A 24715-nucleotide genomic window follows, 5' to 3' on the forward strand; every position below is an offset into this window, starting at 1 on the left:
GATGACCTTCGACCCGCACCGGGCCCCGCGCCTCCACGTGGTGGACCCCACCGACCGCCGCGCGCTGGAGCGCTGGCAGCCCGCCGCGCCGGCGGTCATCGCCGAGGCGCGACGGCTCAAGGAGGCCGCGCTGCTGGACTTCGGGCTCACCCAGTCCGCCGTCGGCTCCTGGCTCTACGCCAAGTGCCGGCACCAACTGCCCACCACCGCCGTCGACACCGCCGCCGTGGTGGCCTCCGGCGACGGCACCTGCCTGCTGCTCTACAACCCGGACTTCTTCGTCGGCCTGGGCCTGGACGGGGTGAAGTTCGTCCTCTTCCACGAGGCCCGGCACCTGGTCCAGCGCCACCTCCAGTACGAGCCCGAGCTGCAGGCGGACCCGGTCTTCCGGCTGGCGGCCGAGGTGACCATCAACCACGTGGCGCTGCTGCGGCTGGGCCGGAGCGGGTTGCCGCTGCTGGACGGGCGACCGGTCGGGATCGACCCGCGCGAGGTGCACGCCGGCTATCAGCGGGACCTGGCCGCCCAGGGGTTGGAGTCGGTGCCCTACCCGCGCTTCGTGGAGACCGACCACGGCTGCTACGCCGAGCTCCGGCGGATGACCGACCCGCCGGTGGCGGAGCAGGGCTGCATCCACCAGGACGGGGAGGCGGTCCCCGCCGACCAGGAGACGGTGGACGGGGTGGTCTCCGCGGTGCTGCTGAACGCCCTGCTGGCGGGCGTGCGCGGGAACCGGGTGGCGGAGGCGGAGCTGGGCGAACTGATGCGCCGGAGCGAGGGCGGCTCCGAGCGGACCGCCCGGATCTGGGGGCGGCTGGGCGTGGGCGCGCTGCGCGGCGAGACCGCCCGCACCGGACGGGTGGACTGGTGGCAGCGCTGGCTGGTGGACGTCCTCGGGTCGCGGCTGCGCGAGGGCGAGCGGCTGGTCTACCCCAGGAAGCGCGGGGCGATCCTGACCGCGCTCGGCCACGACCCGATGCTCTCCCGGCGCGGGCCGCTCCGGGAGCGGGTGCTGGTGATCGCCCTGGACACCTCCGGCTCGATGCCGCAGTCGGTGGTCGGCTGGCTGACCGGGCTGGTCGGCTCCATCGACGGCGTCCGGGCGCACTGGCTGTCCTTCGACGGCGTGGTCATGCCCTTCCGCCCCGGTGAGCGGGTCCGCGGCGGCGGCGGGACCAGCTTCCAGGCGGTCGCCGACCACATCGAGGGCCGCACCGCCGTCCAGGGCGCCTTCTTCGAGGAGAAGCCGGACGCCGTGATCGTGCTCACCGACGGCTACGCCCCGCACATCACCCCCGCCGAGCCGGACAAGTGGATCTGGCTGATCACCGAGGGCGGCGACGACTGGCCCGAGGTCCACCGGCCGCCGATGGCCTGCCACCGTGTCATGACAGGAGAGCAGTGACCGCCAACCCTCCCGCCCCGGCCAGCGAGCACTCGCGGCTGGAGCGGTTCATCGACGCCATGATCGACCTCGGGCTGACCGGCCAGGTCTTCGGCGAGCACGGCATCGGCAAGACCGCGACCTTCTTCAGCCACATCCCGGCCGCCCGTCCGGACGCCGTCCTGGTCTTCGTCCCGGCGGCCAACCTCACCCCGGACGACCTGCTCGCCAACGCCCCGGTCCGCGACGCCTCCGGCGGGCTGGTGCTCCGTCAGCTGATCATGCGTCAGCTGAAGCCCGGCAGGCCGTTCGTGCTGCTGATCGACGACTCGCTGCAGGCCGGCGAGACCATCCAGTCGCAGCTGATGCAGATCGCCTGCAACTGGACGCTGGGCGAGTACGACCTGCGGGCGCTCGGCTGCATCGGGGTGTTCCTCACCGACAACGAGTCGCTGGCCGAGACCTCGGCCCGGCGCAGCGACCTGGCCATCCTGGACCGGATGACCACCGTCAGGATCGGCGCCAACGACACCTCCTGGCGGGCCGCGCTCGCGGACCGGTTCCCGCAGTGGGACCTGCGGCCGGTGTTCGGGATCTGGGCCGCGCTCACCCCCGCCCTGCGGCAGCTGCTGTCGCCGCGCACCCTGGAGCACGTCCTGGCCAATGCCCGCGAGGGCTTCCCGCTGGTCTGGGGCCTGCCGCTGGTCAACGGCGAGCGGCTGCGGCTGGCCGAGCCCGCCCCGGGCGGCCGGGGCGCGCCCGGGGCCGACCGCACCCACGAGATCCTGGACCGGATCGCCGCCGCGCTCGGCACCGACAACCCGGCCACCGTCGCCGACCCGGTCCGCCGGGTGGTCCGGGCCGCGCTGCGCAACCGCTGGACGGTGCTGCTCCAGGGCCCGCCCGGCTGCGGCAAGACCGAGATCGTCCGGCAGCTGGTCCGGGAGGAGCTCGGACGCGAGCCGCTGTACTACTCGATGCCGGTCACCAATGTCGAGGACCTGTGCGCGCCGGTGCCCACGGCGGACGGAACGCTGGACAACCTGCTCGCCGTCAACTTCACCGGCAGCGAGCCCAAGGCCATCGTCTGGGACGAGTACAACCGTCCCAAGGACAAGGCGGCCTTCGCCAAGCTGATGGAGATCACCCAGGAGTGGTCCCTGGCCGGGCAGCCGATCCAGGGCCTGCGGGGCCAGATCGCCCTGCAGAACCCGCCCTACCACCTGGGCCGCAAGCTCCAGGTGGCCCGCAACAACATCGCCCAGGCGACCAGGTTCACCGCCTCGCTGGTGGTCGACCCGGCGGACATCCCCGCCAACGAGTGGCTGATCGCCCGCTACGGCCCGGTCGCCGAGACCGTGCTGGAGTGGTGGAAGAACGACATCGACGAGGAGGGCCGGGCCTGGATCACCAAGCGGACCCTGGAACGGCTGATCAAGCTGCACGGCCACGGACTGCCACTGGAGATCGGCACCGTCTACCTCGGCGACGGCGAGTACGCCCCGGTCCCGCTCACCGCGCTGACCGACCGGCTCAGCCGGCGCACCGTCACCGGGCTGCGCGAGCTGGCCGCCGACGCGGCGGGCTGGGAGGCCAGGCTGGTGCGCGCGGGCGAGGACTCGACCGAGGGCGGCAACGACACCGACCTGGTGCACCAGGTGATCGCCAACGCCGAGCTGTCACAGCTGCGCAAGCACCGGGCGACCGTGGTCCGGCTGGTGGCCCGGCTGCCCCCGAAGCTGCGCTCGACCTACCTGGTCGGGGCGACCGAGCAGCAGCAGCGCTTCTGGATCGAGGTCTTCGCCGCCATGCCCCGGCACCCCCGGCCCGGTCGGTGGCGCCTCACCAGTCGGCGACCCGGTAGTCCTTGAGGAAGACCCCGGACAGCGGCTCGCCCGCCTCGCCGCGCACGATCGGGTCGTAGACCCGGGCGGCGCCGTCCACCACGTCCAGCGGGGTGCGGAAGCCCTCGTCGGCGATCCGGTCCCGCTTGGGCAGCGGGTTCTCGTCGGTGATCCAGCCGGTGTCCACGCTGGCGAGGTGGACGCCCTGGGCGGCCAGCTGCTCCGCGCTGGTCCGGGTCAGCATGTTCAGTGCGGCCTTGGCCATATTGGTGTGGGGGTGGCCGGCCGTCTTGTTGCGGACCGCGAACCGGCCCTCGACGGCAGTCACATTGACCAGGTAGCGGCGCGGGTACGGGGACGCCAGCAGCAGCGGCAGCAGCCGGTCGCAGAGCAGCGCCGGGGCGATGGCGTTGACCAGGTGGGTCTCCAGCAGCTCGGCCGGGTCGAGCTGCCCCAGCCGGGCCGACCAGGAGTTCTCCGAGGCGGTGTCGGGCAGCAGGCCGGACTCGTCCACGGCGGCCCCGGCCCCGGCCCCGCCCGCGCCGACGGCGGCCGGGAGCAGCAGCCGCCAGTCGCCGGGCGGCGGCAGGACGCGGCCGAGGCGGAAGCCGGGGGCCTCCAGCAGCGCCCGGACCGGGGCCCCGGCCGGCAGCGGCTCGTGCTCGGCCCGGGCCAGCGGCTCGTAGTTGCCGGGCGGACGGCGGACGGTCTGCGCCGCGTTGTTGACCACGATGTCCAGCGGCCTGCCCTCGGCCCGCAACTGCTCGCACAGGCCCAGGACCTGGCGCGGGTCGCGCAGGTCGATGCCGACCACGGTGATCCGGTCCAGCCACTCGGCGCTGCCCGGAGCGGCCCGGAACCGGCGGACGGTGTCCCGGGGGAAGCGGCTGGTGACCATCAGTTCGGCGCCGTCGCGCAGCAGCATCAGCGCCAGCTGGAAGCCGATCTTCACCCGGCCCCCGGTGAGCAGCGCCCGCCGTCCGCGCAGGTCGGTCCTGGCCTCCCGGCGGGCCAGGTTCTCGGCCGCGCAGTCGGGGCAGAGCAGGTGGTAGAAGGCGTCGACCCGGGTGAACGGGGACTTGCAGCTGTAGCAGAGCCGGGGCCTGCGGTAGCTGCCGACCGGCTCCGGCCGCTGGGCCGGCACCGTCAGCGGGGCGTCCATCCGCCGCAGTTCGGCGCCGGTCGCGGTGGCCCGGACCAGCTCGGCCTCGGCCGCGCGGACCGCCGCGCGCCGGTCCTGCCGACGGCGGTGCCGCCCGTCCCGGGCGAAGGAGGAGGCGACCTCCTCGGCCAGCAGCCGCTGCGGGTCGTCCGCAGGCAGCGCGCGCAGCTTGCCGACGGTGCGGTGGAAGGCCTCCCACTCCTCCGCGTCGATCGGACCCGCGTCGGGCTTGGTCACGCTACTGCCGTCCTCGCGCTGCTCTGCTTCGATGGTGAGCCGGGCCGGATTCGAACCGGCGTGGTCCTCGATGAAGTCGAGGTGCGTCTGCCTCTGCGCTACCGGCTCCCGGGGTGACGGTACGACGGGGTGTCCGTCGCTGCCCGGCCGACCGGATTCGAACCGGCGTGCTCCGCGATGCCGTCGCGGCGCGCCTGCCTCTGCGCTACGGCCGGACATTGCCGATGATCCTACCGCGCGGGCGGGGTGGTGCTCGGGCGGCCGGATTCGAACCGGCGTGACCCACTTTGGCAAAGTGGTACGACTGCCTCTGCGCCACACCCGAGCACGCCGCAGTCCATTCCTCGGCCTGCGCCAACGCGCCTCGCGCCGAGAGGAGTTCGCGGCGCCGCTGGTGCGGCGGCGCGGGGGAGCGGTGGCCGTCGCGGCGGCGTCGCCGGGCTATGTCGCCGGAGAAGTGGCCCCCGCTGGTGGTGCCGGTCCGCCCGAGGCCCAGCGGTACCCGGCGGGCCAGGGCCTTGCACTGGCCGGGCAGCAGCGGCGCGTCCGTGCCGACCACGACGATCACCGAGCCGGCCCCGCCGGGGGCGAACCGGTGGGTGTCCTCCATCGGGTCGTCCGCCCGCAGCTCCCGCCCCACCGGGACGCCGCCGACCACGAGTTCGCCATCGCGGTCGGGATGCCGGCCGTCGGCTGCGCCTGCTACTACGCCTACCTCCACCCGCGCCGCGCCGACCGCTGGACGATGCCCGACCCGGTCCGCGAGGAGGACCGGTCCCCGGTCGGGCTCGGGTGAGCCGGCTCGGGTGATCGGCTAGGGTCGCTCCCCGTGACCACCACCCCGCCCTCGTTCGCCAGCGAACGCGAGGCCCTCGGCGCCTTCCTGGACCGGCAGCGGTCCGCCCTGCTCCGCAAGGTGGAGGGGGTCTCCGACGCCGATGCCCGCAGGGTGCCGACGGCGAGCTCGCTGTCCCTGCTGGGACTGCTCAAGCACGCGGCCCTGTGGGAGCGCCGGTGGTTCCAGGTCATCTTCGCCGGGCGGGTCCTCCCCGGGGAGTGGCCCGAGGAGGGCGCGCCGGACCCGGACGAGGAGGACTTCCGGGTCGACGGGCGCGACACCGTGCGGCAGTGGGCGGTCTACTTCGAGGAGCAGGCCGCCCTCTCCCGGGAGATCGCGGCCGGTGCGGAGCTCGACGACTGCTGCGCCCGGCCGGCGCAGGCGCACCGCTCGCTCCGCTGGGTGCTGCTGCACCTGATCGAGGAGACCGCCCGGCACGCCGGCCACGCCGACATCATCCGGGAGACCCTGGACGGAAGCCGGGGCGTCTGACCGCGCCCCGCTCCGGGCGCGGTCTCAGTCCTTCGGCCGCAGGACCGGAGGCTGCACGGCCGGCGCCTGCGGTTCCGGTGCTGCCGCACTCTGTGGTGCCGCATTCTGCGGTGCGATCGCCGGCATCGGCTGGGCCGAGACGAGGTGCGCGAAGACCACGACGTTGCTGGTGTACTCCTGCGTCTTGCGGTCGAAGTGCCCGCCGCAGGTGATCAGGTGCAGCTCGGGCACGGACGCGTCGGAGTAGATCGAGTTGTCGAAACCGGAGCGCGCGATCACCCGGACCGAGTCGACGGTGAACTGCGCGGTGCTGTGGTCGGCCCGCTGGACATCGATGGTGTCCCCGCGCTTGACCGAGCTCAGCGGGTAGAACACGGCCGGGCCGGTGTGGGTGTCGACATGGCCCACGATCAGCGCGGTGCCGACCTCGCCGGGGGTCACCGAACCGTCGTACCAGCCGGCCGTGCCCGGCTTCGAGAACGGCGGGGTGTCGATGGTGCCGTCACTGCGCTGGTCCACCACCATCAGCGGGGCGTGCACGCCGAGACGGGGGATGTCGATGCGCTCCGGAGCGGACTCGGGCAGGCCGTCGACGGAGACGCCGCGGTAGGGACGGACCGCGGGGGAGGGCACGGCCGGCGCCTGGGCCGCGGAGTTCACGGGGGCCGGAGCCGCCGCCGGAGCCGAGTGCTGGCCGCAGCCACTCAGGCAGAGGATGGTCGTCGCTGCGAGCAGCGCGCAGGTGGCCGCGACCGGAGTGCGGTCACGACCACCTGCGCTGATCATGCTGTCAGCCACCGATGTGCGAGGTCAGCCGAGCGACCGAGTTCGCCATGGCGCCGCCACCGGCCCAGACGCCGCCGTGGGGGTGGCCCCAGCCGCGGTGGCCGTGGTGGTGGTGACGCCAGCCGTCGTGGCCCCAGCCGTCGTGGCCCCAACCGTCGTGGCCCCAGCCATCGTGGCCCCAGCCGCGGTCACCGCCACTCGGACCGTCGGCGGGTGCGACGGCAACGTGGGAGACGACGGCCGGCGCGGTCGCGGCGTAGACCGGCGCGGCAGCACCGAACGCGAGGGCGAGCACGGCGACAGTCGTACCGGCGGTGCGTAGAACGTTCATGCATTCCTCCGAGATGGGGACTGATGTGAAGGTCCGGGATGCTGGTGCATCCGCTGGACTGACTACATCGTGTGCACGAGGAATGACGATTCGTCACCTGGGCGCGGCCGAAAGGGCCGCAGATGCCCCGGTTGGCCGGATGGGGCGGGTCCAAGCGAGTGAACAGGGGCCTGCCACGGCCGGTCCCCACCGCCGCTGACGTGCGTCTTTCCGGGATCCGGGGCTCGTGCCCCGGCGAGCCGGGGCTGCTGATGGGCGGTCAGGCCAGTGGTCAGGCCGGCGGTCAGGTCAGCGGCCCGGTGACCGGCAGCACCACCTCGCAGGGGACCGGCAGCGGGGCCGCCGGGTCGAGGGCGTTGAGCATGTCGGTCAGCGCGATCGGGTCGTAGGCGATCTCCAGGTGGTCGGCGGCGTCGAGCAGGCACTGGTTCTGCAGGGTGATGTCCGTGACGTTCGGCGCGGCCGGCAGGAAGGCGTTGGTGTACGGGGTGACCACCTCGTCGTCGGTGGTCTCGATCACCGTGTACTGGACGCTCGGCACCGTCTCCCCACCGGAGTTGAGCGCGGTGAGGAACGCCGATCCCTGCTCCTGCTCCACGCAGGCGGGGCAGGCGCCGGAGCCGGTGAGGAAGCTGTTGGCCGGGTCGAGGATGCCCAACTGCTTTCCCAGTTCCGTGATTCCGTCCAGCGTGGTGCCGTTGTTGCTGGGGGCGAGCGCCACCAGCTTGTCGACGGTGGCCGCGCCGCCGAGGTTCTTGATGTAGTAGCGCGGCATCATCCCGCCCTGCGAGTGGCCCACGATGTCGACCTTCGCGGTGCCGGTGGCGGTCAGCACCTGGTTGACGAAGGTCGCCAGTTGGGCCGCCCCCGACTCGATCGTCCCGGTCCCCTGGATGTCGGAAGTGGCGCTCGCGCCGCCGTAGTTGAAGGCGAAGACGCAGTAGCCGGCATCGGCCAGCAGCGGGGAGGCGGCACCCCAGTTGTCGTTCATGTTCTCGAAGGTGCCGTGCACCAGCACCACCGGGTAGGGATGGGCCGCCGTCGGTCTGCAGGACCAGTCGTCGGCCCCGGCCGGAGCCGTGGTGGGACTGGCGAAGCCGGCCAGGAAGCCGGTGGAGAAGTGGTAGTTGACGGGGTAGTCGGCCGCCGCGGCGGGCTGGACCCCGGACAGGGCGAGCCCGGTGGCCGCGGCCGCCGTCGTCGCGAGCAGCCGCAGCGCGTTCCTGGTGCTGGTGTTCATATCCCTGACCGTCCCTTGTCGTGGATTTCCGGATCCGATTGGTTCGCCGTCGAGCGGGAAAGCAGCCCCGGTGAACAGGCGGTGACGCTAGAAGTGGAGAGCGGGCCCGTCAACGGTTTCCACAGGCTTCGGGAGAAGAGTACGAGCGGGTGCCAGAAATGCTGCGGCGACGCCTCCGGCTTCTGTCACCGGAGTGAGCGGATTCGCTCGGGCCACCCGTTCCCGGCCCGCCGCCGCCCGGTCGGCAGTCGGCCCCGGCCGCCAACGAACAGCCATGTCAGAACTATTGACTGACCAGTAACATCGCCGCATAATCGCGTCGGACGGTCCTGCCCGGGAGAGGGCGGGCCCCGAGGAGGGGGCGACGGGTGACCGGACGCCGGACGGTTCTGCCACGCCATTTCGCGGCCGAGATACGAAAAGAGCAGGAGAGCCTGGCGGCCGAGATCATCCGCGAGATCCGGCTCCATGTCCCCGAATTCTCCCGGCCATTGACCGGGAAATTCGGCGCCGGAATGCAGGGCGGTGTGGAGACCGCGCTCGCCGAGTTCGCCGACCTGGTCGCGGGCCGTGCCGCCGACGTGGCCTTCCCCTGCTCCTCCGACGCCCTCGGCGAGGAGCACCTACGGGTCTACCGCGCGCTGGGGCGCGGCGAGTTGGCGGAGGGGCGGAGCCTGGACGCGCTGCAGGCCGCCTACCGGCTGGGCGCCCGCGTCGCCTGGCGGCGCTACGCCGACGTCGCGCGCCGGGCCGGACTCGGACCCGAGCTGGTGGTGGTCCTCGCCGAGGCGGTCTTCGCCCATATCGACGAGATCGCCTCGGTCTCGGTCCAGGGGTACGCCGAGGCCAAGGCGGACCAGGCCGGATCACTCGGCCCGCGGCGGCACCGGCTGCTCGGACTGCTCGTCGGCGGCGCCCCGGCGGAGGAGGTCCGGCAGGCCGCCGCCGACGCCGACTGGCCGCTGCCGGAGCGGATCGCCGTCGTGCTGCTCGGGCCGGCCCCGGCCGCCGGGAAGGGCGAGCACCGCGCCCACCTGCCCCCGCTGGTCCTGGCCGACCTGCATGCGCCGGAGCCCTGCCTGCTGCTGCCCGAACCGCTGCGCTGCCTGCGCGACCGCGCGGTCCGGGCGCTGCTGCACGGCAGCGGCGCCGTCGTCGGACCGACGGTGCCGCCCGACCGGACGGCCGACTCGCTGCGCTGGGCGCGCGCGGCGCGGGCGGCGCTGCCCCCGGGGATCGGACCGGCGCCGCTGCTCTGCGACGACCGGCTGCCCGACCTGCTGCTGCTCGGTGACCCGCCCCTGGTGCGGCTGATGGCCGAGCGCCGACTCGCCCCGCTCGCCGAGCTGACGGCCAAGCAGAGCGAGCGGCTCGGCGCGACCCTGCTGGCCTGGCTGCAGACCGACCGGGGCAGCGCCCCCGAGGTCGCCGCCCGGCTCGGCATCCATCCGCAGACCGCCCGTCAGCGGCTGCACCGGGTGCAGGAGCTGTTCGGCGAGGCGCTGAGCGACCCCGACGCCCGGTTCGAGCTGGAGGTCGCGCTGCGCGGCCGACTGCTGCCGGGCTGAGCCGCCGGGGCCGTTCGGGCCGTCGGCGGCCGGGGGTCAGTGGCCGGGGTCAGCGGCCGGGGGGTCAGCGGCCGAGCAGCTTGGCCGACTCCGCGCGCATCTCGACCTTGCGGACCTTCCCGGTCACCGTCACCGGGAACGCGTCGACCAGGTGGACGTAGCGCGGGATCTTGTAGTGCGCCAGCCTGCCGGTGCAGAACTCCCGCACCGCCTCCGCCGTCAGCTCCGGCGCCCCCGGGCGCAGCCGGACCCAGGCCATCAGCTCCTCCCCGTAGACCGGGTCCGGCACGCCGACGACCTGGGCGTCCAGCACGTCCGGGTGGGTGTAGAGGAACTCCTCGATCTCGCGCGGGTAGATGTTCTCGCCGCCCCGGATCACCATGTCCTTGATCCGGCCGGTGATGGTCAGATAGCCGTCCTCGTCCATCGCGGCCAGGTCGCCGGTGTGCATCCAGCCGTCCGGGTCGACCGCCTCGGCGGTCTGCTCGGGCTGCTCCCAGTAGCCCAGCATCACCGAGTAGCCCCGGGTGCACAGCTCGCCGTCGGTGCCGCGCGGCAGGGTCTCGCCGGTCTCCGGATCGACGACCTTGGCCTCCAGGTGCGGGCCGACCCGGCCGACGGTGGACACCCGGTGCTCCAGCGAGTCGGTGGTCCGGGTCTGGGTGGACACCGGCGAGGTCTCGGTCATGCCGTAGCAGATCGACACGTCGCGCATCCCCATCCGTTCCACGACCTGCTTCATCACCTCGGCCGGGCAGGGGGAGCCGGCCATGATGCCGGTGCGCAGCGCGGACAGGTCGTGCGCCAGGAAGTCGGCGAAGGAGGGGTCGTTGAGCATGGCGATGAACATGGTCGGCACCCCGTAGAGAGAGGTGCAGCGCTCCCCGGCGACCGCGCGCAGCGTCGCCGCCGGGTCGAAGGCGGGGGCCGGGATCACCACGCACGCCCCGTGGCTGACGGCCGCGAGGTTGCCCATCACCATCCCGAAGCAGTGGTAGAAGGGGACGGGCACGCAGATCCGGTCGGCCTCGGTGTACTCGCACAGCTCGCCGACGAAGTAGCCGTTGTTCAGGATGTTGCGGTGGGAGAGGGTCGCGCCCTTGGGGAAGCCGGTGGTGCCCGAGGTGTACTGGATGTTGATCGGGTCGCCCGGCGCCAGCTCCGCCCCGAGGGCGTCCAGCCGGGCCCGGTCGCGCTCGCCGTCGCCGGACCGGCCGGAGGCGAGCAGCGCGGTCCACGGCTCCTCGCCGATCAGCAGCACGTTCCGCAGGGCGGAGCAGCGGGGCGCCGCCTCGGCGAGCATCCCGGCGTAGTCCGAGGTCTTGAACGAGGGCAGCGCCACCACCGTCCCGATCCCGGCCTGGTTGAGCACGTACTCCAGCTCGTGGGTCCGGTAGCCGGGGTTGACGGTGACCAGGACCGCGCCGATCCGGGCGGTGGCGTACTGGAGGAAGACCCACTCGGGGCAGTTGGGGGACCAGATGCCGACCCGGTCACCGCGTTCCACGCCCAGCGCCAGCAGTCCCAGCGCCACCGCGTCGACCTCCTCGGCCAGCTCGCGGTAGCTCCAGCGGCGTCCGGAGCCGACGTCGACCAGCGCCTCCCGCTCCGGGTGGGCGGCGACGGTGCGGGCGAGGCAGCCGCCGATGGTCTCGTCCAGCAGCGGGGGGTCGGCGGGACCGGCGGCGTGGCTGGGCGCGAGGGTGGCCATGGGCTGCTCCGAGAGGTGGGCGGGGCACAGGACGGGTACGGCTCAGCAGCACCCTAGAGCCGCGAGCCCGGCCGGGAAACAGGGTCGGCGCGGCGCCGCCCCGCCGCCCCGCCCCCGCCCGCCACCGGGCAGTACCGGTACGGGGGCGGCGGGCCGGTCCGGGCTCAGCCGGTGACGACCGGGTCGAGCTGTTCCGGCGCGGGCTCCAGCGCCCACAGGTCGCCGCCGGGCGGCGGGGTCAGCTTCGCCAGGGCGGCGGATGCCCCGGCGTCGCCGGCGACGGCCGCCGCGTGGATGTCGTCGTCGGCGGCGAACGCCTGGAAGTCCAGCTCCGGGTAGGGCCAGGCCGCGGCTCCGGTCGCGGCCGGGACCAGGTAGTCGATCGAGCCGAGCAGGGAGCCGCCGGCCGGCGTGGTGCAGCTCCAGAGGTCGACGCCGACCTTCTGGCCGATCTGCGCCAGCCGGGTCAGCGCGGTGAGGTTGAAGTTGGAGTAGTGCCAGCTGCGGGTGCGGGTGATCTCCAGCGGCTCGCTGCCGTCGGCCGCCAGCTGCCCGGGCAGCAGCCGGGTCTCCACCCCCTGCACCAGGCCCCTGGCGGTGGCCTGCTGACCGGTCGCCAGGGCCAGCGCGGCGTCCTCCATGGCGGCGAAGGAGCCGTGGTTGTTGGGCTGGGCGAACTCGGCCCTGCCGTCCGGGCTGGTCCGGTTCCAGCTCAGGAACCTGCCGTACCAGCTGTTCATGGCGGTGTGGTCGGCGCCGGTCCAGCCGGGCGCGCCGGCGTCCAGGATCGCGGTGGCGTCGATCACATCGGTGAACTGCTGGGAGAAGTCGATGCCGCCCTCGCCGCGGACGGCGCTGCTGCAGGGGATGAACTGGGCGTAGTTCAGGTCGGGGTTCATCGCGGTGGCGGGGTCGGTGAACCAGGTCCGGACGTCCAGCTCGGCCCGCCGGGCGTAGCCGGCGTTGCCGGTGTAGTACCAGGCCAGGGCCAGGTTGTAGACGGCGGTGAACATCTCGCCGCGCTCCAGGTGGTCGCTGATGCCGTCGACGGCGGGATTGACGTCGCCGTCCTTGTCGACATAGGGACAGCCCCAGGGGTTGGCGTCGGTGACCGGTTCGGTCGGCCACCAGTAGGGGGCCTCGCTGAGGTAGTCGTGCTTGCTGCCGCTCGGGGGAGTCTGCTTCTTGTCCATCACGGACCAGGGGCCCTGGGTCAGCTCGGCGTCGGCGCTCGCGGTGAGGACGGCCAGCTCGGACTTGAGCCGGGCGCTGCCGCCGGCCGCGAGTCGGGCCCGGGTGGCGGCGATGGTCGCCCCGTCCAGCACCACGGTCTTCGGCACCGGCAGCGGCGGCAGGGCGGTCGCGGGGGCGGTCACGGGGGCGGTCACGGGGGCGGGGGAGGCGGCGGTGGGGGCGGCCGTGGCGGCGGTGGTCGAACCGGCGGTGGCCACGGCGGCCGCGGTGGCCAGCGAGACCAGGAGCAGACGTCTGCGGGCGGGAGCGCGGTGCCGAGCTGTGGGGAGCATGGGCTTTCCTCCGGACGGAAGCAGCAGGACTTTGTTCATCTTCTTGAACGGTGACCACATATGAAGAACCGTCAGGGAACGCTAGCCCCGTCCGGGCCACTCGTCCAGAGGATTGGTTAAGCATGTTTACAAGAATCTTCGGCCGGGTCGGGGTCGGGGCGGAGCGTCCGGAACGCCACCCCGGGGGGCCCGTCGAGTGACGCCGGGTGATCGCGGCACTCTGCTAGAGTGGAGTCACCGACGCGGGGTGGAGCAGCTCGGTAGCTCGCTGGGCTCATAACCCAGAGGTCGCAGGTTCAAATCCTGTCCCCGCTACTTGAACTCTGTAGGCCCAGCGTTCGCACGCTGGGCCTACAGAGTTTTGCGCGCCAGGTCGGCGCCTCCCCTTGCGGAGATCCCCTCCGCCCCCCTGGCTCGTTCTTGTGAACCTCCGTGCGTCATCCTGCGGAGCCCTCCTCGAAGCGTGCCGCTACGAGGAAGGTTCTGCATGAACCACCGCACCAGCCGTTCCAACGACCCGCGCCCGGCGACCCGTTTCGGTCGACCCACCGGCGCCCCCCGTACCAACCCCGCCTCCTCGCGCAGCCGGGCCCCGCAGCAGGGCGCGCCGCGCCGCCGCCCGCTGGTCCAGTCGGGCGAGTTCGAGATGCCGGTGAGCACCACCCCCTCACTGCCCGCCGTCGAGACCTTCGCCGAGCTGGAGATGCCCGGCGCGCTGCTGGCGACGCTCACCCGCGAGGGTGTCACCCAGCCGTTCCCGATCCAGGGGGCGACCCTGCCCAACTCGCTGGCCGGCCGGGACGTCCTCGGCCGGGGCCGCACCGGCTCCGGCAAGACGCTGGCCTTCGGGCTGGCCGTGCTGGCCCGCACCGCGGGCCGCCGGGCCGAGCCCAAGTGCCCGCTGGCGCTGGTGCTGGTCCCGACCCGCGAGCTGGCCCAGCAGGTCGCCGACGCACTCACCCCGTACGCCACCTCGGTGAACCTCCGGCTGACCACGGTCGTCGGCGGGATGTCCATCACCCGGCAGTCCGCCGCGCTGCGCCGCGGCGTCGAGCTGCTGATCGCCACGCCCGGCCGGCTGAAGGACCTGATCGACCGTGGCGACGCCCGGCTCGACCGGGTCGCCATCACCGTCCTGGACGAGGCCGACCAGATGGCCGACATGGGCTTCCTGCCCCAGGTCACCAATCTGCTGGAGCAGGTCCAGCCGAACGGCCAGACGATGCTGTTCTCGGCCACCCTGGACCGCAATGTGGACCGACTGGTCCGCCGCTTCCTCTCCGACCCGGTCACCCATTCGGTCGACCCCTCGGCCGGCGCGGTCACCACCATGGACCACCACGTCCTCTATGTCGCCGACGCCGACAAGCGCGCCGTGACCGTCGAGATCGCCGCCCGCGAGGGCCGCGTGATCATGTTCATGGACACCAAGCACGCCACCGACAAGCTCGCCCGCGAGCTGCTGGCCAACGGCGTCCGGGCGGCCTCGCTGCACGGCGGCAAGTCCCAGCCGCAGCGCAACCGGGTGCTGGAGCAGTTCCGCGACGGCCACATCACCGCCCTGGTCGCCACCAACGTCGCCGCCCGCGGCATCCACGTCGACAACCTCGACCTGGTGGTCAACGTCGACCCGCCGACCGACCACAAGGACTACCTGCACCGCGGCGGCCGCACCGCCCGGGCCGGCGAGTCCGGCACCGTGGTCACCCTGGTCCTGGCCAACCAGCGCCGGGAGATGGCGCGGCTGATGGCCGACGCCGGGATCACCCCCAACAACGACCGGGTCCGCTCGGGCGACGCGGAGCTCTCCCGGATCACCGGCGCCCGCAAGCCCAGCGGCGTCCCCGTGGTCATCGCCGCCCCGGCGCCGGCCGTCCCGGCCCAGGGCTCCCGCCGCCCGCGCGGCGGCGGCTCCGGTGGCAACGGCGGTTCCGGCAGCGGTTCCGCCGGTGGCGCCGGACAGTCGCGCAGCCGTCGTCCCCGCCGCAGTGGCGGCACCGGCGGCGGCAGCGGCACCCGGCCGAGCCGTTCCGTCTGAGTCGGACACAGAAGTGGCGGGCACCCCCCCGTGGTGCCCGCCACCAGGCACGTTGCCGTGCCGAGGGCCCATCCTGGTCGTAATCGAACAGCAGGGATCACCCCCGGCCAGGGGTGATTCCGCCGCCGACCGGGGGTCGCTCGGTTCCCCGCAGCGATTCGTGCGGCTTGTACGGTCGTAGGGGGGAAGCGTCCCGGGGCAGGGGGCCCGGCCCAGGTATCGAGTCAGGAACATTCACGTGGTCCCAGTCACAGCAAACGGCTCCGAAGCCGCAGGCCAGGCCGGTCACGCCGGCCGGATCGGACACCTCGGCACGGTCCGGGTCGTCGTCGTGGACGACGAGGCGCTGATCCGCTCCGGGCTGGCGATGATCCTCGGCAGCGCACCCGACATCACCGTGGTCGCCACCTGTTCGGGCACCGAGGCCGTCTCCGTGGTGCGCACCCACCGGCCGAACGTGGTCCTGCTGGACATCCGGATGCCCGACATCGACGGGCTCACCCTGCTGCGCCGGCTGATGGCGCTGCCGGACGCCCCGCACGTGGCCATGCTCACCACCTTCGACACCGACGAGTACCTGGACCAGGCGCTGCGGCTGGGCGCCACCGGCTTCCTGCTCAAGGACACCGACCCGGAGGCCCTGGCCAACTCGGTGCGGGCGGTCGCGACCGGCGCGGGCTGCCTGTCCGCGCCGGTGCTCCGGCGGCTGCGCGAGGTCCAGGACCGGGTCAGGTCCGCCGCCGCCCCGGGCGTCGCCAAGGTGGACCTGCTCACCGCCCGTGAGTTGCAGGTCCTCGGCCACCTCGGCCACGGCCTGTCCAACGCCGAGGTCGGCGCCCGGATGCACCTGGGCGCGGCCACCGTCAAGGACTACGTCAGCGCCGTGCTCACCAAGCTCGGCGTGGCCAACCGGATCCAGGCGGCGGTGCTGGCCGAGCGGGCCGGGCTGCTGGACCGCCCGGAGACGCCGTGAGACGGCTCCGCCTCGGCGGCCCCCGGCTGCAGGCCGCCGCAGTAACGTTCTGCCTGGTCGGCGCGTCGATGCTGGACGCCTGGCTGAACTTCCCCAAGCCGCGCGACTGGACCTTCTACGCCTCGGTGCTCGCCGCCGCCTCGCTGCTGCTGCGCAAGCGCTTCCCCCGGACCGTGCTGCTGGTGACCCTGCCCGGCCTCTACGCCGGGACCGCCATGGTCGCCTCGATGGTCGCGCTCTACGAGGTCGCCCGAGCGGGCCGGGCCAACTGGCAGACCTGGTCCGCGGGCGTGGTGGTCGGGCTCGGACTGTTCATCACCTGGCCGCTCTCCGCCTTCAACAAGGAGTCCCTGGCCGACCACACCCTGGACCTGATCCACGCGGTGATGCTGGCCGGCGGCCCGGCCGCGCTGGGACTGCTGCTGCGCACCCGGGAGGCGCTGTCCGCTCGGGTGGCCGAGCTGGCCTCGCTGCGCGACCACGAGCGGGAGCTGCACGCGCAGACCATCCTGGCCCGGGAGCGGGCCAGGATCGCCCGGGAGATGCACGACGTGGTCTCGCACCAGGCCGGACTGATAGCGGTCCAGGCCGGGGCGCTGCAGGTGACCGCGCGCGACCCGGAGGTCCGGCAGACCGCGAAGATGCTGCGCGGTCTGGCGGTGGCCACCCTGGAGGAGCTGCGGACCATGATCCTGGTGCTCCGTGCCGCCGGGGCCGGCCCCACCGAGCTGGTGCCGCAGCCCCGGCTGACCGACCTGCCCCGGCTGGTCGCCGAGTCCGAGGTGGACGCCGCGCTGCAGCTGCTGGTGCCCGGGGACGCGGTGCTGCCCGAGCCGGTGGAGCGGGCCGCCTACCGGACCGTCCAGGAGGCGCTGACCAACGTCCGCAAGCACGCCCTGGGTGCGCCGACCGAGGTGGTGGTGCGGCTGGACGGGGACCGGCTGCTGGTCGCGGTCGACAACGGCCCGGCCGCCACGCCCGGCCGGCTCGACCTGCCCGGCGGCGGCCACGGCATAGTCGGCCTGCGCGAGCGGGCCACTCTGCTCGGCGGCACGCTGACCGCCGCCGAGGCGGTCGGCGGCGGCTTCGGCGTTCACCTCAGCGTGCCCGTGACGCCTCCTCCGGGGTCGGCCCGCGATCACCTTCGGGACTAGGCTCAGCTCCGTACCGAGTCGTCCGTACCGAAGTACCGTTCGTGCGGGAAATCAGGATGGAGTGAACGTGATGTCCGAGGGAACCCCTGTGCACCGGCTTCCGCTCGACCGCTCGCCGGAGTGGGCGGAGCTGGGCAAGCACCGGGCGCAGCTGGGCGAGGTGCATCTGCGCGAACTTTTCGCCGACGATCCGCGACGCGGCGAGAACTACACCCTCCAGGTCGGCGACCTCTACCTGGACTACTCGAAGCACCTGGTGACCGACGAGACGCTGGCCCTGCTGCGCCGGCTGGCGGCGGCGCGCGGGGTGTTCGAGCTGCGGGACGCGATGTTCCGCGGCGAGAAGATCAACATCACCGAGGACCGGGCGGTGCTCCACACCGCGCTGCGCGCCCCGCGCGAGGCCGTGATCGAGGTGGACGGCGTCAACGTGGTCCCCGAGGTGCACGCGGTCCTGGACAAGATGGCGGCCTTCGCCGACCGGATCCGCTCGGGGGAGTGGACCGGCTACACCGGCCGTCCGATCCGCAACGTGGTGAACATCGGCATCGGCGGCTCGGACCTCGGCCCGGCCATGGCCTACGAGGCGCTGAAGGCCTTCAGCGACCGGGGCATCGGCGTCCACTTCGTCTCCAATGTGGACGGCTCGGACCTGCACGAGGCGGTCCACGGCCTGGACGCCGCCGAGACGCTGTTCATCGTCGCCTCGAAGACCTTCACCACCATCGAGACCATCACCAACGCCACCTCGGCCCGCGACTGGCTGCTGGCGCAGCTCGGCGCCGGGCAGGAGGCGGTGGCCAAGCACTTCGTGGCGCTGTCGACCAACGCCGCCGCGGTGGCCGACTTCGGCATCGACGTCGACAACATGTTCGAGTTCTGGGACTGGGTGGGCGGTCGTTACTCCTACGACTCGGCCATCGGCCTGTCGCTGATGATCGCGATCGGCCCGGAGCGCTTCCGCGAGATGCTGGCCGGCTTCCGGCTGGTGGACGACCACTTCCGGACCGCTCCGCCGGAGCAGAACGTGCCGCTGCTGCTGGGCCTGCTCGGGGTCTGGTACGGGGCGTTCTTCGACGCCCAGTCGCACGCGGTGCTGCCCTACTCGCACTACCTGTCCAAGTTCACCGCCTACCTCCAGCAGCTGGACATGGAGTCCAACGGCAAGTCGGTGCAGCGCGACGGCGAGCCGGTGGACTGGCAGACCGGCCCGGTGGTCTGGGGCACCCCCGGCACCAACGGTCAGCACGCCTACTACCAGCTGATCCACCAGGGCACCAAGCTGATCCCGGCCGACCTGATCGGCTTCGCCCGGCCGCTGGCCGAGCTGGAGCCGGTGCTGGCCGCCCAGCACGACCTGCTGATGGCCAACCTCTTCGCCCAGGGCCAGGCGCTGGCCTTCGGCAAGACCCCGGACGAGGTGCGCGCCGAGGGCGTGGCGGAGGAGCTGGTCCCGCACAAGACCTTCAAGGGCAACCACCCGACCACCACCGTCCTGGCCCAGGAGCTCACCCCCTCGGTGCTGGGCCAGCTGATCGCGCTCTACGAGCACAAGGTCTTCGTCCAGGGCGCGATCTGGAACATCGACTCCTTCGACCAGTGGGGCGTGGAGCTCGGCAAGGTGCTGGCGAAGAAGATCGAGCCGGTGCTGGTCGAGGGCGTCGGCGGGGAGTCGCTGGACTCCTCCACGGCCACCCTGGCCACCCGCTACCGCGCGCTGCGCGGTCGCTGACCCCGGCCGGACCGGTCGCCGGCGGCGGGGCGGTGCCTACCAGGGCATCGCCACGCCGCCGTTGGGCCGCAGGATCTGCCCGGTGACGAACCGGGCGGCGTCGCTGACCAGGTAGTGGATCGCGTAGGCGATGTCCTCCGGGTCGCCGATCAGGCCCAGCGGCGACATCCGGCGCAGCGGCTTCTCGGCCGCCGCGCGGGCCTCCTCGTCCAGGCTGCCGTCGGGCAGCAGGTAGTGCCGGGCGGTCATCGCGGTCCGCACCAGGCCGGGGGCGACCGCGTTGACCCGGACGCCGTGCCGGCCGACCTCGGCCGCGAGGTTCCGGGTCAGCTGGACCACGGCGGCCTTGGAGACCGAGTAGCTCATGATCCCGGGGGTGGCCGAGTCCACCGCGCCGGAGGCGGTGTTCACGATGGAGCCGCCGCCGGCGGCGCACATGATGCGCGCGGCGGCCTGGCAGGCGTGGAAGGTCCCCTTGAAGTTGACGTCGAGGACCGCGTCCAGGTCGGCCTCCTCCACGTCGACCACCTCGCCGGTGCGGATGATCCCGGCGATGTTGCACAGCACGTCCAGCCGCCCGTACTCGGCCGCGACGCCCTCGACCAGGTCGAACACCGCTGCCCGGTCGGAGACGTCCAGGGCGGCGGAGGCGGCCCGGTGGCCGCCGGCGTGGATGCTCTTGGCGGTCGCCTCGGCGGCCCCGCCGTCGACGTCGGTGCAGACGGCCAGCGCGCCGGCGGCGGCCAGCACCTGGGCGGTGGCCCGCCCGATGCCGCTGCCCGCGCCGGTGACCACGGCCACCCGCTCGTCCAGCCGGTAGGGGAGGGGGAGCGGCGCTGCGGGCATCCGGGACTCCTGGGGGGCGGTGCGGCAAGAACTGATGGGGCATCAGGCGTATCACGTTCACCGTGGCGTAGGAAGCTCCGTTACGATGGTCTACTGATGAGTAACTTCTTGGAGGGTTGGACCGCACCATGACCACGACAGCGGCGGAACAGGCATCCGGCATCGACTCCGAGTTCGACCGGGGGACCGCCGTCGTCCGGCGCGCCGCCCCGGCCGCCGGCCCCGACCCGGTCGTCTACGACGCCGAGCTGGACGGCGGCTGGCGGATCGGCGGCGGCATCAACGGCGGGCTGCTGCTCGCCCTCGCCGGGCGCGCGCTCGCGGACCACCTCGGCACGGCCGCCGGCCACGCCGACCCGATCTCCGTGAGCGGCTACTACCTCAGTGCCTCCCGCCCCGGCCCGGCCGAGGTCCGCACCACCGCCGTCCGCACCGGCCGGACGCTCTCCACCGGCACCGCCGCGCTGTTCCAGCAGCGCGAGGACGGCACTCCCGTCGAGCGGCTCCGGGTCCTCGCCTCCTACGGCGACCTGAGCGGCGCCGAGCAGGACGTCCGCACCAGCGCCACCCCGCCGGAGCTGCCGCCGGTCGAGCAGTGCATCGGCACCGAGCACGCCCCGCCGGCCTTCCTGAAGAGCGCCGACCTGCTGAACCGGCTCGACCTGCGGCTCGACCCGGCCTGTGTCGGCTGGGCGCTCGGGAAGCCCAGCGGCGAGGGCCGGATCCAGGGCTGGCTGCGGCTCAAGGACGGGCGTCAGCCCGACCCGCTGATGCTGCTGCTGGCGGTCGACGCACTGCCGCCGACCACCTTCGACCTGGGCCTGCCCGGCTGGACGCCGACCGTCGAGCTCACCGTCCACGTCCGGGCCAGGCCCGTGCCCGGCTGGCTGCGCGTGGTCCACTCGACCCGCAACCTGGCCGGCGGCTTCCTGGAGGAGGACGCCGAGGTCTGGGACGAGTCCGGCCGGCTGGTCGCCCAGTCCCGCCAGCTCGCCGTGGTTCCGCGCCTGGGCTGAGCCGGGGCCTGCGGGCCCGGTCCTGCGGGCCGCGACCGTCAGTGCACGTGGTCGGTGAAGGGCGCCTCCGCGTGGGCGAGCAGCCAGCGGAGGCGCTCCCGGCTCGGCCCGTCGGCCGGGGTGTGGACGATCAGCTCGGTGTCGGGGGCGGAGGCCGGGACGAATCCGCTGATGGCGACGGAGACCTCGGGTGCCACCCGGGCCCGACGGCTGCGCAGGAACGCCGCGAGCTCGGCCCGGCGTGCGGTGCTGGTGGTCATGGCACCATCCTGCACCCCGGCACTGACAACCGGTCGGATCACGTGGTCGGCGGCGGGAAGGGACGGGACCGGCCGAAGCGGCTCTGCCGGGGCCCGGGTGCGAGCAACTGCTCCAGCGGCGGCGGGGGCGGCGCGGTGTGCTCGGCGGTGAGGCCGAGCCGCCCGGGATGGACGCAGACCGGGGTGCCGTCGGCCAGGTGGCGGTAGCCGTCGGCCGGGGAGAACGGCCAGTCCTGGTAGGGACGGTCGGCGGTGGTGAAGGCCGCCCTGGGCAGCCGCAGCGAGGGACAGACCCAGCAGGCCGCGCCGGCGTCCGGATCCGTCACGAACGGGGCGTCGGCGGGATCGCCGGGCCCTGCGGAGTCCCCTTCGGAGTCCATGGGAGCAAGCTAGCGGACGCGCCGCCGGGTCAGTGCCCGTTCAGAGCCGCTGGTACATGACGTGCAGTCCGACATAGCCCAGCGTCGGGTGCCGGAACGCCTCCGGCAGGGTCGCCATGACCTCGAAGCCCAGCGACTTCCACAGCGCCACCGCACCGGTGTTGGACTCCACCACGGCGTTGAACTGCATCGCCCGGTAGCCCTCCGCCCGGGCCCAGGCCAGGACGTGCTCGCCCAGCGCCCGGCCCACGCCGCGCCCGGCGCAGGCCGGGTCGACCATGAAGCTGGCGCCGGCGACGTGCGAGGCCGGACCCATGTGGTTGGGGTTCATCTTGGCGCTGCCGAGCACCGCCCCGGTCGTCCCGTCCACCGCCACCACCGTGCGTCCGGGCGCGGACAGCATCCAGATCGAGCGGGCCTGCTCCTCGCCCAGGTCGCGGGGGTAGGTGTAGGTCTCGCCCGCGGCGACGATGGTGTGCAGGAAGGGCCAGATGGCGGGCCAGTCGGCCCCGGTGGCTTCGCGGATCAGCATCCGGTCAGTCTAGGAAGGGCGACCCGCCCGAGCGCCAGTGGTTTTCCCCCCGGGGTCGGGCGCGGCACAATGCAGACGGAGTCCCTGCGAGAGAGCGGTAACTGAGCGTGACCCTTCAGAGTGCGTCCAACCCCGGTGCGGCCCCTTCGGCCACCGGTGAGCAGCCCACCGTCGACCAGGCCGGGGCGATCCGGCGGACCATCGCCGAGGAGCTCGGCGTACGGGCCGGCCAGGTGCAGGCGGCAGTCGACCTGCTCGACGGCGGGGCGACCGTGCCCTTCATCGCCCGCTACCGCAAGGAGGCGACCGGAGAGCTCGACGACGCCCAGCTGCGCACCCTGGAGGAGCGGCTGCGCTACCTGCGCGAGCTGGAGGACCGGCGGACCGCGATCCTGGAGTCGGTCCGCAGCCAGGGCAAGCTGGACGCGGCGCTGGAGGCGCAGATCCGCGCCGCCGACTCCAAGGCCCGGCTGGAGGACATCTACCTGCCGTTCAAGCCCAAGCGCCGGACCAAGGCCATGATCGCCCGCGAGGCCGGTCTGGAGCCGCTGGCCGACCTGCTGCTCGGCGACCCGGGCCGGGACCCGCAGGCCGAGGCCGCCGCCTTCGTCGGCGAGGGCGTCACCGACGCCGCCGCCGCGCTGGAGGGCGCGCGCTCGATCCTGGTCGAGCGCTTCGGCGAGGACGCCGACCTGATCGGCGCGTTGCGCGAGAAGATGTGGAGCCGGGGCCGGCTCTCCGCCAAGGTCCGCGAGGGCAAGGAGGCGGAGGGCGCGAAGTTCTCCGACTACTTCGACTTCGCCGAGCCCTTCACCCGGCTGCCCTCGCACCGGGTGCTGGCGATGCTGCGCGGTGAGAAGGAGGACGTCCTCGACCTCACCCTGGAGCCCTACGCCGACGAGGCCGACGCCGAGGCGCCCGGCAGCTACGAGTCGCGGATCGCCCAGCGCTTCGAGATCGCCGACCGGGGCCGGCCGGGCGACCGCTGGCTGCTGGACACCGTCCGCTGGGCCTGGCGCACCCGGATCCTGGTCCACCTCGGCATCGACCTGCGGCTGCGGCTGCGCACCGAGGCCGAGGACGAGGCGGTGCGGGTGTTCGCCGCCAACCTGCGCGACCTGCTGCTGGCCGCCCCCGCCGGGACCCGGGCCACCCTCGGCCTGGACCCGGGCTTCCGCACCGGCGTCAAGGTCGCCGTGGTCGACGCCACCGGCAAGGTCGTCGCCCACGACACCATCTACCCGCACGTCCCGGCCAACCGCTGGGACGAGTCGATCGCCACCCTGGCCAAGCTCTGCGCGGCGCACCGGGTCGACCTGATCGCCATCGGCAACGGCACCGCCTCCCGCGAGACCGACAAGCTGGCCGGGGACCTGATCAAGCTCCACCCGGAGCTCAAGCTCACCAAGGCCGTGGTCTCCGAGGCCGGCGCCTCGGTCTACTCGGCCTCCGCCTACGCCTCGCAGGAACTGCCCGAGCTCAATGTCTCGATCCGGGGCGCGGTCTCCATCGCCCGCCGGCTGCAGGACCCGCTGGCGGAGCTGGTCAAGATCGACCCCAAGTCCATCGGCGTCGGCCAGTACCAGCACGACCTCTCCGAGAGCAAGCTCTCCCGCTCGCTGGACGCGGTGGTCGAGGACTGCGTCAACGGCGTCGGCGTGGACGTGAACACCGCCTCCGCGCCGCTGCTCACCCGGGTCTCCGGGATCACCGCCGGGCTGGCCGAGAACATCGTCTCCCACCGCGACGCCAACGGCCCGTTCCGGACCCGCAAGGGGCTCAAGGACGTGGCCCGGCTCGGCCCCAAGGCGTTCGAGCAGTGCGCGGGCTTCCTCCGGATCCCCGGCGGCGAGGACCCGCTGGACGGCTCCAGCGTCCACCCGGAGGCCTACCCGGTGGTCCGGCGGATGCTGGTGAAGACCGGCGGTGAGCTGAAGTCGCTGATCGGCAACGGCGCGGTGCTGCGCGGGCTGCGGCCGGGCGAGTTCGCCGACGAGACCTTCGGGGTGCCGACGGTCACCGACATCCTGCGCGAGCTGGAGAAGCCGGGCCGCGACCCGCGTCCCGCCTTCCGCACGGCGGCCTTCAAGGAGGGCGTCGAGAAGCTCTCCGACCTGGAGCCCGGGATGCTGCTGGAGGGCACGGTCACCAATGTCGCCGCCTTCGGCGCCTTCGTGGACGTCGGCGTCCACCAGGACGGCCTGGTGCATGTCTCGGCGCTGTCGAAGAACTTCGTCAAGGACCCGCGCGAGGTGGTGAAGTCCGGCGACATCGTCCGGGTGAAGGTGCTGGAGGTCGACATCCCGCGCAAGCGGATCTCGCTGACGCTCCGTCTGGACGACGAGCTGCCGACGGCCGGGGGCGCGGGGCCGTCCGGGCAGCGCGGCGAGCGGCAGGAGCGCGGGCCGCGCCAGGGGCGGCCGGGCGGCCGGGCGGGGCAGCAGGGCCAGGGCCAGCAGCAGTCGGGGCAGCAGGGGCAGGGGCAGGGGCAGTCGGGCCAGTCCGGGCGGGGCCGGGGCGAGCAGGGGCGCGGGCAGCAGTCCTCGCGGGCCCCGCAGCCGCGCAGCGGCAACGGCGGCGGTTCCGGATCGGGCGGGGGCGGCGGGGCGATGGCCGACGCGCTGCGCCGGGCCGGCCTGACCGGACCGCGCTGACGCCAGGTCAC

The 24715-nt window shown here is 73.4% G+C and carries 20 protein-coding genes, 4 tRNA genes and 1 pseudogene; 11 read left to right on the forward strand and 14 right to left on the reverse strand.

Going from position 1 to position 24715, the window contains the following annotated elements; genetic code table 11:
* Window position 1: 1 nt before the first annotated feature.
* Together BS75_RS34900 and BS75_RS34905 are read left to right on the forward strand one after the other, a co-directional pair.
* The gene (locus BS75_RS34900; protein WP_034091077.1) at window positions 2-1405 is read left to right on the forward strand and encodes a vWA domain-containing protein; all 1404 of its coding nucleotides are present in this window, start codon (window positions 2-4) and stop codon (window positions 1403-1405) included.
* Between the two features lie 59 nt (window positions 1406-1464).
* Complete coding sequence (locus BS75_RS34905) at window positions 1465-3255, forward strand: AAA family ATPase (protein WP_081983438.1); 1791 nt, start codon at window positions 1465-1467, stop codon at window positions 3253-3255.
* On the opposite strand, the gene BS75_RS34910 is transcribed toward BS75_RS34905, so the two are convergent.
* The 5 genes and pseudogenes from BS75_RS34910 to BS75_RS50995 form a co-directional block, all read right to left on the reverse strand.
* The gene (locus tag BS75_RS34910; RefSeq protein WP_034091078.1) at window positions 3227-4627 is read right to left on the reverse strand and encodes an SDR family oxidoreductase; all 1401 of its coding nucleotides are present in this window, start codon (window positions 4625-4627) and stop codon (window positions 3227-3229) included. The genes BS75_RS34905 and BS75_RS34910 overlap by 29 nt on opposite strands.
* Window positions 4628-4659: 32 nt before the next feature.
* A tRNA-Glu gene (locus BS75_RS34915) sits at window positions 4660-4735 on the reverse strand.
* Between the two features lie 34 nt (window positions 4736-4769).
* Window positions 4770-4842: transfer RNA gene (locus BS75_RS34920), tRNA-Ala, on the reverse strand.
* A 32-nt stretch (window positions 4843-4874) separates the two neighbouring features.
* Window positions 4875-4954 (reverse strand) — tRNA-Gly (locus BS75_RS34925).
* Window positions 4955-5126: 172 nt separating this feature from the next.
* Window positions 5127-5348, reverse strand: a pseudogene (locus BS75_RS50995) (P1 family peptidase); the annotation flags it as partial.
* A 108-nt stretch (window positions 5349-5456) separates the two neighbouring features.
* Here BS75_RS50995 and BS75_RS34935 point away from each other — a divergent pair.
* Window positions 5457-5957, forward strand: a complete 501-nt coding sequence (locus tag BS75_RS34935) for a DinB family protein (RefSeq protein ID WP_034091080.1) — start codon at window positions 5457-5459, stop codon at window positions 5955-5957.
* Window positions 5958-5981: 24 nt separating this feature from the next.
* On the opposite strand, the gene BS75_RS34940 is transcribed toward BS75_RS34935, so the two are convergent.
* The 3 genes from BS75_RS34940 to BS75_RS34950 all read right to left on the reverse strand — a co-directional run bounded on the left by BS75_RS34940 (window position 5982) and on the right by BS75_RS34950 (window position 8314).
* The gene (locus tag BS75_RS34940; RefSeq protein ID WP_052070094.1) at window positions 5982-6743 is read right to left on the reverse strand and encodes a class F sortase; all 762 of its coding nucleotides are present in this window, start codon (window positions 6741-6743) and stop codon (window positions 5982-5984) included.
* A 4-nt stretch (window positions 6744-6747) separates the two neighbouring features.
* On the reverse strand, window positions 6748-7074 hold the full coding sequence (locus tag BS75_RS45695) for a hypothetical protein (RefSeq protein ID WP_042437115.1): 327 nt from the start codon (window positions 7072-7074) through the stop codon (window positions 6748-6750).
* Window positions 7075-7357: 283 nt separating this feature from the next.
* Entirely contained in the window at window positions 7358-8314 is a 957-nt protein-coding gene (locus tag BS75_RS34950) for an esterase/lipase family protein (RefSeq protein WP_042437116.1), read from the reverse strand.
* 368 nt (window positions 8315-8682) lie between these two features.
* Here BS75_RS34950 and BS75_RS34955 point away from each other — a divergent pair, with 368 nt between their 5' ends.
* Window positions 8683-9882 carry a helix-turn-helix domain-containing protein gene (locus tag BS75_RS34955; RefSeq protein ID WP_034091081.1) on the forward strand — a complete coding sequence of 400 codons (1200 nt, stop codon included), beginning with the start codon at window positions 8683-8685 and terminating at the stop codon, window positions 9880-9882.
* Window positions 9883-9946: 64 nt separating this feature from the next.
* Here the strand turns inward: BS75_RS34955 and BS75_RS34960 are convergent, their stop codons facing one another.
* Window positions 9947-11593, reverse strand: coding sequence for an AMP-binding protein (locus tag BS75_RS34960; RefSeq protein WP_034091082.1), 1647 nt, complete (start codon window positions 11591-11593; stop codon window positions 9947-9949).
* 164 nt (window positions 11594-11757) lie between these two features.
* Entirely contained in the window at window positions 11758-13119 is a 1362-nt protein-coding gene (locus BS75_RS34965) for an alginate lyase family protein (RefSeq protein WP_081982948.1), read from the reverse strand.
* A gap of 241 nt (window positions 13120-13360) precedes the next feature.
* Between BS75_RS34965 and BS75_RS34970 the strand changes: the two genes are divergently transcribed.
* The 5 genes from BS75_RS34970 to pgi all read left to right on the forward strand — a co-directional run bounded on the left by BS75_RS34970 (window position 13361) and on the right by pgi (window position 19016).
* Window positions 13361-13434 (forward strand) — tRNA-Met (locus BS75_RS34970).
* A 172-nt stretch (window positions 13435-13606) separates the two neighbouring features.
* Window positions 13607-15157: a DEAD/DEAH box helicase gene (locus BS75_RS34975; protein ID WP_042437118.1), complete on the forward strand. Its 1551-nt coding sequence runs from the start codon at window positions 13607-13609 to the stop codon at window positions 15155-15157.
* A 367-nt stretch (window positions 15158-15524) separates the two neighbouring features.
* Window positions 15525-16130 (forward strand): response regulator, encoded by a 606-nt coding sequence (locus BS75_RS34980; protein ID WP_081983439.1) that lies wholly within the window; start codon window positions 15525-15527, stop codon window positions 16128-16130.
* Window positions 16127-17284 (forward strand): sensor histidine kinase, encoded by a 1158-nt coding sequence (locus BS75_RS34985; protein WP_052070095.1) that lies wholly within the window; start codon window positions 16127-16129, stop codon window positions 17282-17284. The genes BS75_RS34980 and BS75_RS34985 overlap by 4 nt, the downstream gene beginning before the upstream one ends.
* Window positions 17285-17354: 70 nt before the next feature.
* Window positions 17355-19016, forward strand: a complete 1662-nt coding sequence (gene pgi / locus BS75_RS34990) for a glucose-6-phosphate isomerase (RefSeq protein WP_034091083.1) — start codon at window positions 17355-17357, stop codon at window positions 19014-19016.
* Window positions 19017-19052: 36 nt separating this feature from the next.
* Here the strand turns inward: pgi and BS75_RS34995 are convergent, their stop codons facing one another.
* Window positions 19053-19862 (reverse strand): SDR family NAD(P)-dependent oxidoreductase, encoded by an 810-nt coding sequence (locus tag BS75_RS34995; protein WP_034091084.1) that lies wholly within the window; start codon window positions 19860-19862, stop codon window positions 19053-19055.
* Between the two features lie 128 nt (window positions 19863-19990).
* On the opposite strand from BS75_RS34995, the gene BS75_RS35000 reads away from it, so the two are divergent.
* Window positions 19991-20878 (forward strand): thioesterase family protein, encoded by an 888-nt coding sequence (locus BS75_RS35000; RefSeq protein WP_034094409.1) that lies wholly within the window; start codon window positions 19991-19993, stop codon window positions 20876-20878.
* A gap of 38 nt (window positions 20879-20916) precedes the next feature.
* Here the strand turns inward: BS75_RS35000 and BS75_RS35005 are convergent, their stop codons facing one another.
* From BS75_RS35005 to BS75_RS35015, 3 genes are read right to left on the reverse strand one after another with little or no spacing between them, the layout of a single operon-like run.
* A complete protein-coding gene (locus BS75_RS35005) occupies window positions 20917-21138 on the reverse strand; it encodes a hypothetical protein (RefSeq protein ID WP_034091085.1) in 222 nt (73 codons plus the stop codon).
* Window positions 21139-21176: 38 nt separating this feature from the next.
* Entirely contained in the window at window positions 21177-21518 is a 342-nt protein-coding gene (locus tag BS75_RS35010; protein WP_034091086.1) for a hypothetical protein, read from the reverse strand.
* Window positions 21519-21558: 40 nt separating this feature from the next.
* Window positions 21559-22050: a GNAT family N-acetyltransferase gene (locus tag BS75_RS35015; RefSeq protein WP_034091087.1), complete on the reverse strand. Its 492-nt coding sequence runs from the start codon at window positions 22048-22050 to the stop codon at window positions 21559-21561.
* Between the two features lie 188 nt (window positions 22051-22238).
* On the opposite strand from BS75_RS35015, the gene BS75_RS35020 reads away from it, so the two are divergent.
* The gene (locus BS75_RS35020; RefSeq protein WP_034094410.1) at window positions 22239-24704 is read left to right on the forward strand and encodes a Tex family protein; all 2466 of its coding nucleotides are present in this window, start codon (window positions 22239-22241) and stop codon (window positions 24702-24704) included.
* Window positions 24705-24715 lie beyond the last annotated feature (11 nt).

The organism is Streptacidiphilus albus JL83, from assembly GCF_000744705.1.
Lineage (GTDB): Bacteria > Actinomycetota > Actinomycetes > Streptomycetales > Streptomycetaceae > Streptacidiphilus > Streptacidiphilus albus.

What these genes read in the sequence shown, in the direction of transcription:
- BS75_RS34900 (WP_034091077.1), top strand. Translation starts at nt 2, where the DNA reads ATGACCTTCGACCCGCACCGGGCCCCGCGCCTCCACGTGGTGGACCCC.
- BS75_RS34905 (WP_081983438.1), top strand. Translation starts at nt 1,465, where the DNA reads ATGATCGACCTCGGGCTGACCGGCCAGGTCTTCGGCGAGCACGGCATC.
- BS75_RS34940 (WP_052070094.1), bottom strand. Translation starts at nt 6,743, where the DNA reads ATGATCAGCGCAGGTGGTCGTGACCGCACTCCGGTCGCGGCCACCTGC.
- BS75_RS45695 (WP_042437115.1), bottom strand. Translation starts at nt 7,074, where the DNA reads ATGAACGTTCTACGCACCGCCGGTACGACTGTCGCCGTGCTCGCCCTC.
- BS75_RS34950 (WP_042437116.1), bottom strand. Translation starts at nt 8,314, where the DNA reads ATGAACACCAGCACCAGGAACGCGCTGCGGCTGCTCGCGACGACGGCG.
- BS75_RS34960 (WP_034091082.1), bottom strand. Translation starts at nt 11,593, where the DNA reads ATGGCCACCCTCGCGCCCAGCCACGCCGCCGGTCCCGCCGACCCCCCG.
- BS75_RS34965 (WP_081982948.1), bottom strand. Translation starts at nt 13,119, where the DNA reads ATGCTCCCCACAGCTCGGCACCGCGCTCCCGCCCGCAGACGTCTGCTC.
- BS75_RS34975 (WP_042437118.1), top strand. Translation starts at nt 13,607, where the DNA reads ATGAACCACCGCACCAGCCGTTCCAACGACCCGCGCCCGGCGACCCGT.
- BS75_RS34980 (WP_081983439.1), top strand. Translation starts at nt 15,525, where the DNA reads ATGATCCTCGGCAGCGCACCCGACATCACCGTGGTCGCCACCTGTTCG.
- pgi (WP_034091083.1), top strand. Translation starts at nt 17,355, where the DNA reads ATGTCCGAGGGAACCCCTGTGCACCGGCTTCCGCTCGACCGCTCGCCG.
- BS75_RS34995 (WP_034091084.1), bottom strand. Translation starts at nt 19,862, where the DNA reads ATGCCCGCAGCGCCGCTCCCCCTCCCCTACCGGCTGGACGAGCGGGTG.
- BS75_RS35000 (WP_034094409.1), top strand. Translation starts at nt 19,991, where the DNA reads ATGACCACGACAGCGGCGGAACAGGCATCCGGCATCGACTCCGAGTTC.
- BS75_RS35005 (WP_034091085.1), bottom strand. Translation starts at nt 21,138, where the DNA reads ATGACCACCAGCACCGCACGCCGGGCCGAGCTCGCGGCGTTCCTGCGC.
- BS75_RS35010 (WP_034091086.1), bottom strand. Translation starts at nt 21,518, where the DNA reads ATGGACTCCGAAGGGGACTCCGCAGGGCCCGGCGATCCCGCCGACGCC.
- BS75_RS35015 (WP_034091087.1), bottom strand. Translation starts at nt 22,050, where the DNA reads ATGCTGATCCGCGAAGCCACCGGGGCCGACTGGCCCGCCATCTGGCCC.